We start from the raw sequence: 8,940 nt of genomic DNA, 5'->3' as shown, positions 1-8,940 counted from the left end.
GAGATGCGCCGCCCGTAGGCGGCGCAGGGGATTAACTAAACAGCGAGTAGAAAATAGCGGAGATGGCAATCAGACCCATAATCACAACGAAGACGTTGCTGATATGGCCGCTGTACTTACGCATGGCCGGGACTTTCTGAATCGCATACATCGGCATCAGGAACAGAATCATCGCGATGATTGGGCCACCCAGGGTTTCAATCATACCGAGGATGCTCGGGTTCAGCGTTGCCACGATCCAGGTGGTAACCAGCATGAACAGTGCAGTGAGTTTGTTCAGCTTGTTGACTTCGATGGATTTGCCTTTACCACGCAGGTGCTTAATCACCATACCATTGAAGCCTTCACGTGCGCCCAGGTAGTGGCCGAGGAAGGATTTGGTGATAGCGATCATCGCGATAATCGGTGCCATCCAGGCAATGATCGGTGCGTTAAAGTGGTTCGCCAGGTAAGACAGGATGGAGATGTTCTGCTCTTTTGCCGCAGCCAGATCCGCCGGGGTCAGGCTAAACACGCAGCTGAAGACGAAGAACATAACGGTCAGCACCATCATGATGTGAGCGAATGCCAGAATCTTGGAGCATTTCTTCTCTGCTTCATCACCGTACTCTTCACGCTTCGCAACGGCGAAGGAGGAGATGATCGGTGAGTGGTTGAAGGAGAATACCATTACCGGAATTGCCAGCCACAGGGTCAACAACAGGCCATTGCCAGTGGTTGCTGCAGAGTCAAAGGACAGGGTTTCCAGAACCGCACCGCTCCACTGAGGGATCAGGTACAGCGCCAGCAGCATCAGCGCTGCAACGAACGGGAATACCAGGATGCTCATCGCCTTCACGATCATCTGCTCACCGAAGCGCACGATGGTCATCATACCGATAATCAGGATCAGCGACAGGATGGCACGCGGCGGAGGCGTAATTGCCAGCTGGTGGGTCAGGAAGCTCTCGACGGTATTGGTAATCGCTACGCTGTAAACCAACAGAATTGGGTAGATAGCGAAGAAATAGAGCAGCGTAATCAGTTTACCTGCGCCAACACCAAAGTGTTCTTCTACCACTTCGGTGATGTCTTCACCCGGATTTTTACCGGATAACACAAAACGGGTTAGACCACGGTGTGCAAAGTAGGTCATTGGGAAGGCAAGAATAGCCATGATGATCAGCGGGATAAGACCGCCAACACCGGCGTTAATTGGCAGGAACAAGACACCCGCGCCAATTGCCGTACCGTAAAGGCCCAGCATCCACATGGTGTCAGTCTTGCGCCATGCGCTGCGGGTCTGGCCCGTAACGATAGTGCTGGTTTGCGTGTTTTCCATCTATTTCTCCTGGAGGAAGCTTAAAAAGTCAGGTTTGGGTTCAATCCACTGAAAAAAGACCCGACTGTAAAACGAATTCCGATTAGCGATTTTTTATATAATTTTTCGCCGTAATAATTTTCGGGCGGAAAGATACATTTAAGTTATGAATGTATCAGTGATCGGGATCCCAAATGCAATAATCCACTTTTTATGTGGATAAATTTGGACCATTAATCTATTAAAAAATAACCAAAGCGGATTTACGGGCGCGAAGGCTAGCATTAACGACATATGACGTGAAAGAGAACGCGAGAAGATACGAGTGTTGCGCTGTAAAAACTGTCATTTTCAGTGGATTCTTGCAACTAATGATAATTTATGACGATAAGTCACGGTCGAATTTGAAAGGTAAACGTTTGCGTATTGAGGGTTTTCTGACGAAACATTATTGATGTTTATGTTAGGAGTTGAGCTATGTGACTGGTATCACTAAAAAAGCCGGCTGGCTGCGAGGCCAAAACCGGCTTGGATATGGACAAATCTGTCATCGTGGTAGCCGCAGCTACCGGGCGTTAAACATCAGGCGCAGATTTCGTAGCAAGGAATGTAGGCCGAACCCGGCAACTTCATGCGATGCTGTGCGACAAAGCCCTGCAGCAGGTCATCCATACGGCGCATCATCTCTCGGTCACCGTGGATCTTGTACGGCCCAAACTCTTCAATAGCGTGAATACCGACTTCCTTGACGTTACCCGCGACGATGCCGGAGAACGCGCGACGCAGGTCTGCAGCCAGTACTTCAACCGGTTGATCGGGGTACAGCTTCAGGTTCGCCATGTTTTCATGAGACGGTTCAAACGGCATCTGCAAATCAGGTGAAATGCGAATCGACCAGTTAAAGCTGTAGGCATCACCGGTGTCGCGGCGATTCTCTTTCACCAGCGGCATCGCTTTTTTCATCAGGCGAGCGACTTCTGAAGCATCGTCAATGATAATGCGGTAGTGGCGACGCGCGTCTTCACCCAGCGTGTGTACGATAAATTCATCCAGCACGCGGAAGTAGTCCGCACTCTCTTTTGGCCCCGTCAAGATCAGTGGCAGAACCTGATCTTTGTTCGCCGGGTTCATCAAGATCCCTAACAGGTACAGCAGCTCTTCCGCCGTTCCTACGCCGCCAGGGAAAATGATAATGCCGTGGGCAATACGGACAAATGCTTCCAGACGTTTTTCAATGTCCGGCATGATGATCAGTTCGTTGACCAGCGGGTTAGGCGGTTCGGCGGCAATGATTGACGGTTCAGTCATGCCGATAAAACGGCTGTCTTTGTAACGCTGCTGGGCGTGGCCCACCGCCGCGCCTTTCATGGGGGCTTCCATCGCACCAGGACCGCAGCCGGTACAGATGTTCAGCTCACGCAGGCCCAACTGGGTACCGACGCGACGAGCATACAGGTACTCATTTTCGTTGATGGAGTGACCGCCCCAGCAGACGACCATGTTCGGTGCTTCATCGACGTGCAGTGCCCGGGCGTTACGCAAGATGGAGAAGACGAGGTTGGTAATGTGAACCGAGCTTTCGAGATCCAGACGTTGAAAACGACCAGCGTTATGGATCTGGCCGTTAACGAAAAGAATGTCGCGCAGGACGGCAAACAGGTTGGCCTGCAGCGCACGAATAATGCGTCCATCAACAAACGCGTCTTCAGGCGGGTTAATCAGTTCCAGCTTAACGCCACGTTCACGGCGCAGCACGTTAATGTCGAAACTTTCAAAACGAGACAGCAGCTCTTTGCTGTTGTCGGTCAAACTGCCGGAGTTCAGGACGGCAAGCGAACAGTTACGAAACAGTTGATACAGGTCGCTGCTGGCCGTGCGTTTAAGCATATCGACTTCCAGCTGCGACAACATGTCCATTGAGCCAAGCGGGCTAATATGTGTAATCAAGTAAACTCCTTATGGGACGCAACACGTCATTCCCTGTTGATTACAATAGCTCTGGCTTATGACCTTTCACAACCTTGCGCGCGGAATCCGGCACGCAAAATTGAGAAATAAAGTTACTGACGCACCAGTCTGCCGATGGCAGGGACAAAATCGGTGTTGGTTCGCCATGGATTAATGTCCAGACCGCCGCGTCGCGTGTAGCGGGCGTAGACGCTCAGCTTTTCCGGCTGGCAGAAGCGCAGAATGTCATTGAAAATGCGCTCCACGCACTGTTCATGGAATTCATTATGATGGCGGAAGGACACCAGATAACGCAGCAGCTGCTCCCTGTCGATTTTTCGTCCACGATACTGAATTTGTATAGAACCCCAGTCGGGCTGGTGGGTGATCAAACAGTTAGATTTCAGCAGATGGCTGACTAGCGTTTCTTCCACTGCTTTCTCGCCGCTTGTGGCGTTCTCCAGATAATCTGTGGTGAACTGGTAGTTATCGATGACGATATCCTGGTCATCGATGCAGGTGCCATTGAAATGAGCAATCGGCTGCCCTTCCAGCTCGTCGATACGGTACAGCGCCACGTGAACATCGCCTTCGGCGCAGGCGCGCAAATCGTGTTCCAGCGTTTGGCGAACGGCATCCCATGAATCAAAGCGGGTCTGGTTAAAACTGTTCAGATACAGCTTAAAGCTTTTTGATTCAATCAGATTCACGCTGGTGTAGTCTAATTCGACATGTCCGACGGCAACCTGCGGTAAGCCATTGGCATTTAGCCATGACAGTTCATACAGCGTCCAGATATCGGCGCCATGAAAAGGAAGACTATCGGCCTTTAAATCCAGCGGGTCGCGGTTCAGGCTACGCGGAACGCCCTGCAACAAACTGGCATCGTAATTGTCCCGGTAATCTGTTGATTTACCGAGGGTCAGGCCGTCAAGCGCCTGATGGTTTTCATAAGAAGACATGTTTCACCGTCATAAACCAGATACACTATGCGTCAAGTGTATCCTGGCTTTTGTGAAGAGAGAAATCAGTGGACGAATTGACTGCGCAGGCGTTAACGGCCTTTACGACACGCTATTGCGATGCATGGCATGAGAAAAATAACAGCTGGCCTCTCAGCGAAGAATTATATGGCGTACCTTCCCCATGCATTATTTCCACGACCAGCGATGCCGTGTACTGGCAGCCTCAGCCGTTTGTGGGCGAAACGAATGTAAACGCGGTTGAACGCGCCTTTGATATTGTGGTACAACCCGCCGTTCACGCTTTTTATACCACCCAATTTGCCGGGGACATGCACGCGCAGTTTGCCGATGAAAAGCTCACGCTGCTGCAAACCTGGAGCGAAGATGACTTCAGGCGCGTTCAGGAAAACCTGATTGGCCATTTGGTCACGCAAAAGCGGCTCAAGCTCTCGCCGACGCTGTTTATTGCGACACAGGAAAATGAACTGGATGTCATTTCGGTGTGTAACCTGTCCGGGGAAGTGTGCAAAGAAACGCTGGGGACTCGTAAACGAACGGTGCTGGCGGCCTCTCTTGCGGATTTCCTGACTCAACTTAAGCCAGTTCTGTAATCCATTTTGCCCGCATGCGTGTGAGAGATCTCTTACAAACCCTGTAGGAGATCGCCAGGTAATAAGTGAAAGCTTAATGCAGGGCCTTCATAGTAAATGTATGTAATTCAGTTAGTTGATGTTTTATTCTCTGCTTTCATATGAAAAAAACCTTAAAGGAATGTCTGTAAGTATCTTGTAAGACAAAGCGAAACAGGCGATTCTATCTCCGTCGACAAGGAGTCGCACAACGAAGTGAACATCAGGATGATGACACTTCTGCAGGACACACCAGGATGGTGTTACAAGGATAGGCTTCAGGACGAAGCAAAGAGGAAAACGCCGGATGCGTTAAGGGACACCTCCAGGAAGGAGAATGAGAGCCGGGCAGGATGGTCGGCGGGTCAGGATGGCCAGGGACACTTCAGGATGAAGTTTTCACATCGGGGTGATGTGAGCAGGATGCAAACGTTCAGGATGAACAGGTCGTAAGACCACAGGAAAAGTTGTCATGGATGAGCAGGGAGCACTAAAAGTAGCTGGAATGCTGCGAAACGAACCGGGAGCACTGTTTTTACAGTGCTCCCTTTTTTTATTTCCTGCCCACAAATGCTATTCTTCGCGCCAGATTTTTCATCAATGAGGTTAATTTCATGACGACTCATGACCGTGTGCGCCAGCAACTCCACGCGCTTGAAGCGCTGTTGCGTAAGCATAATCACTGGCGAATGGATGAGCCTGAGGCGCATTTATTTACCAGCACGCAGCCTTTTTGTATGGATACCATGGAGCCGGTTGAATGGCTGCAATGGGTATTGATTCCCCGTATGCATGCTCTGCTTGATAACGCGCAGCCGCTTCCAGAGGCGTTTGCCATCGCTCCGTATTACGAAATGGCGCTGACCGCCGACCATCCACAGCGTGAAGTGCTTCTCGTTGTATTACAGGAGCTGGATGCACTGTTTACCAGCGATAAATCCTGATGCTTGAGATCCTCTATCAGGACGAATGGCTGGTTGCTGTTAACAAACCTTCTGGCTGGCTGGTTCATCGCAGCTGGCTCGACCGCGATGAGAAAGTGGTCGTGATGCAAACGGTGCGTGACCAGATTGGTCAGCATGTTTTTACCGTGCATCGCCTCGACCGACCGACATCCGGCGTGCTGCTGATGGGATTGTCCAGCGAAGCCGGGCGTTTGCTGTCGCAGCAGCTTGAACAGCATCAAATTCAAAAGCGTTATCATGCGATTGTGCGTGGCTGGTTAATGGATGACGCGGTGCTGGATTACCCGCTGGTGGAAGAGTTGGATAAAATTGCCGACAAATTTTCCCGTGAAGATAAAGATCCGCAACCGGCGGTCACCCACTATCGCGGACTGGCAACGGTAGAAATGCCGGTGGCCACCGGGCGTTATCCAACGACTCGCTACGGACTGGTAGAGCTTGAGCCTAAAACCGGTCGTAAACACCAGCTCCGGCGGCATCTGTCCCATTTACGCCATCCTATTATTGGCGACAGTAAGCACGGTGATTTGCGGCAAAACCGCAGTGCGGCGGAGCATTTCGGTTGCCAGCGCTTAATGTTGCATGCCAGCCAGCTTACGCTTACCCATCCGTTCACTGGCGAGCCGTTGGTGATTCGCGCGGGTCTGGATGACGTCTGGATGCAGGCGCTATCGCAGTTTGGCTGGCGTGGACTTCTCCCTGAGAATGAAAGGGTTGAGTTCAGCGAGCGGTCAGGTCAGGATGAGCAAATAGATTCTTAAGTCCCTGGAGAAAAAGGTTATGGCGGAAATTGGTATTTTTGTCGGCACGATGTACGGAAACTCGCTGTTGGTAGCCGAAGAGGCTGAAGCTATCCTTACCGGACAGGGCCATAAGGCTACGGTGTTCGAGGATCCAGAGCTGGCTGACTGGCAGGCGTATCAAGACAAATACGTCCTGGTGGTGACCTCAACGACCGGGCAGGGCGATCTTCCGGACAGCATTGTGCCACTGTTTCAGGGGATCAAAGATAATCTTGGTTTTCAGCCAAATCTGCATTATGGCGTGATCGCACTCGGCGACAGCAGCTACGTTAACTTCTGCAACGGCGGAAAACAGTTCGACGCGTTGTTGCAGGAACAAAGCGCGCAGCGCGTGGGTGAGATGTTGTTGATTGATGCCAGCGAGCACCCTGAGCCGGAAAGTGAATCCAATACCTGGGTAGAACATTGGGGAACCTTGCTTAAATAACGCCTTATGCGTCGGCGTTTCGCTTGTGCTGCAGACAACTTCATTTCTAACTGTAGGCCGGGTAAGGCCTACAGGTCTTTATGTTTGATATAAGAATAAAATTTCAAACATTATCATTATTGCTATCAAATGATGGGCCTGAAAAGATCAAGTTTATTATCAATTGGGAAAGTTTTCTTTAATTTATTTGTATTTTTTATATAACTGTATGGTTTTATTTATTACCCAGATTTATAAAAATTAAATACGGGTTCTTTTGTTGTTTATGAGATCAAAAACACTAACAAGTGATATCATATCATACTTTAATAAAAAGATAGATTCGCAATATAGATTTTGTGAATGAATAAAGTTGAAAGAATAGCAACAGGGAATTATTAATCTAAGGAATGCAAATTGTTTTCTTTATATAACACCCCGGATTTTAGCCGAAATGCCAGATTAGAAGACTTTGAACAAATACTGTCACCTAAAGAAGGTCTTAGGTTAGCAAGGGTATACTATGAACTTGATGGCAATAAAAATGATCACTCAACTTTTTTTGGCATGCCACAGATAAAATGGCATGTAAACCGTTATTCTTCCAGTGCATATGAAAGACCCCCCATTAGTAGATGTAATCCCATTTATGATGAGATTCAACACAAATTAATACTGGGCTGGATAATTGCGGTTGATTATGATGAGCATTGGTCCTGGAACCGAAATCCTTTTTATTTTGATGAAGACGGGGAGTTAGTTTATGAACCATTTATGCCTGATGTATTCGACAGCATCTTCGAAGAAAGCGTAAGAAGAGCTTATCAGGAAACACTCGACAGAGAACAGGGAAGAAAACCAGGACCCACGCAAAGGGGTCAGTATGGCGCACCTGGTTATATTGAGCCAATACCAAAACCGCTTACCGTAGCACTAATGCCATCCTGTCCAGTTGAGGAGGATACATCACCCCGCGAACCTGTAGATGCAGGATTTTGTATACTGCCCTATGAGGCCACACCATCATCTTTCGAAAATATGTTTTTCATTAACCCTCCGGATGGTACTCGTGAGTTATACCACAAGCTCAATCCAGATATGAAAAAACAGCCGGGTTCAATTCTGCTTGTAGTTGATCCTGAAAAGCAAGATCAGCAACAGATTGAATCATTACTAAAAGCGCGTGATCGAATTGATAAAGCACTTGCACCATTAACACTGCCAGAAGCTCGTGTGTTACATGAAAACAGAGCTTCCGTGGATATTTTTTCTTCGCAATTATATAGCGATGCTTTAGGACAAAGCGGGGATATATTAGGTTACATAAAGGATACTGGCGGTGGGTACTATGAAGAAATAAATAAAACGCTCAATGAAATACAAAAGCTTTATAAAAAAACATATAGTAGTAATTCCGGTCGAATTTCTGGAGAGGAGTTTTTTGGTCAACGAGAACGACTATTTATGAAATTAGATGGTATTTTGAATAGATTTTCAAAAGAACGGTTAAATTTAAAACAATATGAAGATATAAAGCAGACATTAGGTCTATCAACCAAATCAATTATGCATAAGTGGGATCAAACAGGAGTAAAAGATATTGAGGGGTATGCAAGCTACATAGAAAAGTCAGCCAAACTGGTGAAAATAATGAGAGCAACTGGCTATGTAGGAGTCGGTCTTGATTTTGCGAGTTATACAACTAACGTTTACGAAGCTTGCGCAAAAGGGCGTGAAAGCGAATGTAGAAAAGCGGCTATAGTCGAATATAGTAAATTTGGTGGTAAACAAGCAGTAAGTCTTGCTGGCGGTGCTGCCGGGGGAATTATGGGAAGGGCCGCTTGTACGTGGGTTTTAGGATTGATTACATCAGAGGCTGGAGGTATTGGAGCTGTAGTGGCATAGTGAATTTGGCCACCTGAATA

8 protein-coding genes are annotated in these 8,940 nt (G+C 48.3%); 5 read left to right on the top strand and 3 right to left on the bottom strand.

Translation table 11 applies throughout. From position 1 onward, the window contains the following. Positions 1 to 31 precede the first annotated feature (31 nt). The 3 genes from FDX01_RS13145 to queF form a co-directional block, all read right to left on the bottom strand. Positions 32 to 1,321: an HAAAP family serine/threonine permease gene (locus tag FDX01_RS13145; protein ID WP_096755890.1), complete on the bottom strand. Its 1,290-nt coding sequence runs from the start codon at positions 1,319 to 1,321 to the stop codon at positions 32 to 34. Positions 1,322 to 1,882: 561 nt separating this feature from the next. Further along, the gene (gene ppnN / locus FDX01_RS13140; RefSeq protein ID WP_096755891.1) at positions 1,883 to 3,247 is read right to left on the bottom strand and encodes a nucleotide 5'-monophosphate nucleosidase PpnN; all 1,365 of its coding nucleotides are present in this window, start codon (positions 3,245 to 3,247) and stop codon (positions 1,883 to 1,885) included. Between the two features lie 113 nt (positions 3,248 to 3,360). Further along, entirely contained in the window at positions 3,361 to 4,209 is an 849-nt protein-coding gene (gene queF, locus FDX01_RS13135) for an NADPH-dependent 7-cyano-7-deazaguanine reductase QueF (protein WP_137399896.1), read from the bottom strand. A 68-nt stretch (positions 4,210 to 4,277) separates the two neighbouring features. Between queF and syd the strand changes: the two genes are divergently transcribed. From syd to FDX01_RS13105, 5 genes are all read left to right on the top strand, one after another. After that, positions 4,278 to 4,823: a SecY-interacting protein gene (syd, locus tag FDX01_RS13130; RefSeq protein ID WP_115257591.1), complete on the top strand. Its 546-nt coding sequence runs from the start codon at positions 4,278 to 4,280 to the stop codon at positions 4,821 to 4,823. 632 nt (positions 4,824 to 5,455) lie between these two features. Further along, positions 5,456 to 5,785 (top strand): YqcC family protein, encoded by a 330-nt coding sequence (locus tag FDX01_RS13120; protein WP_137399895.1) that lies wholly within the window; start codon positions 5,456 to 5,458, stop codon positions 5,783 to 5,785. After that, positions 5,785 to 6,567 carry a tRNA pseudouridine(65) synthase TruC gene (gene truC / locus FDX01_RS13115; RefSeq protein WP_137399894.1) on the top strand — a complete coding sequence of 261 codons (783 nt, stop codon included), beginning with the start codon at positions 5,785 to 5,787 and terminating at the stop codon, positions 6,565 to 6,567. Before FDX01_RS13120 ends, truC begins: the two co-directional genes overlap by 1 nt. 19 nt (positions 6,568 to 6,586) lie before the next feature. Then, positions 6,587 to 7,036 carry a flavodoxin gene (locus FDX01_RS13110; protein ID WP_137399893.1) on the top strand — a complete coding sequence of 150 codons (450 nt, stop codon included), beginning with the start codon at positions 6,587 to 6,589 and terminating at the stop codon, positions 7,034 to 7,036. Positions 7,037 to 7,432: 396 nt separating this feature from the next. Then, on the top strand, positions 7,433 to 8,920 hold the full coding sequence (locus tag FDX01_RS13105; RefSeq protein ID WP_249360975.1) for a hypothetical protein: 1,488 nt from the start codon (positions 7,433 to 7,435) through the stop codon (positions 8,918 to 8,920). The last annotated feature ends 20 nt before the right edge of the window (positions 8,921 to 8,940 follow it).

It is taken from the genome of Citrobacter sp. wls613 (genome assembly GCF_005281195.1).
Classification (GTDB): Bacteria; Pseudomonadota; Gammaproteobacteria; order Enterobacterales; family Enterobacteriaceae; genus Citrobacter; species Citrobacter gillenii.
The sequence above is the reverse complement of the archived record's forward strand: the minus strand, read 5'-3'. Positions and strand labels throughout refer to the sequence as shown.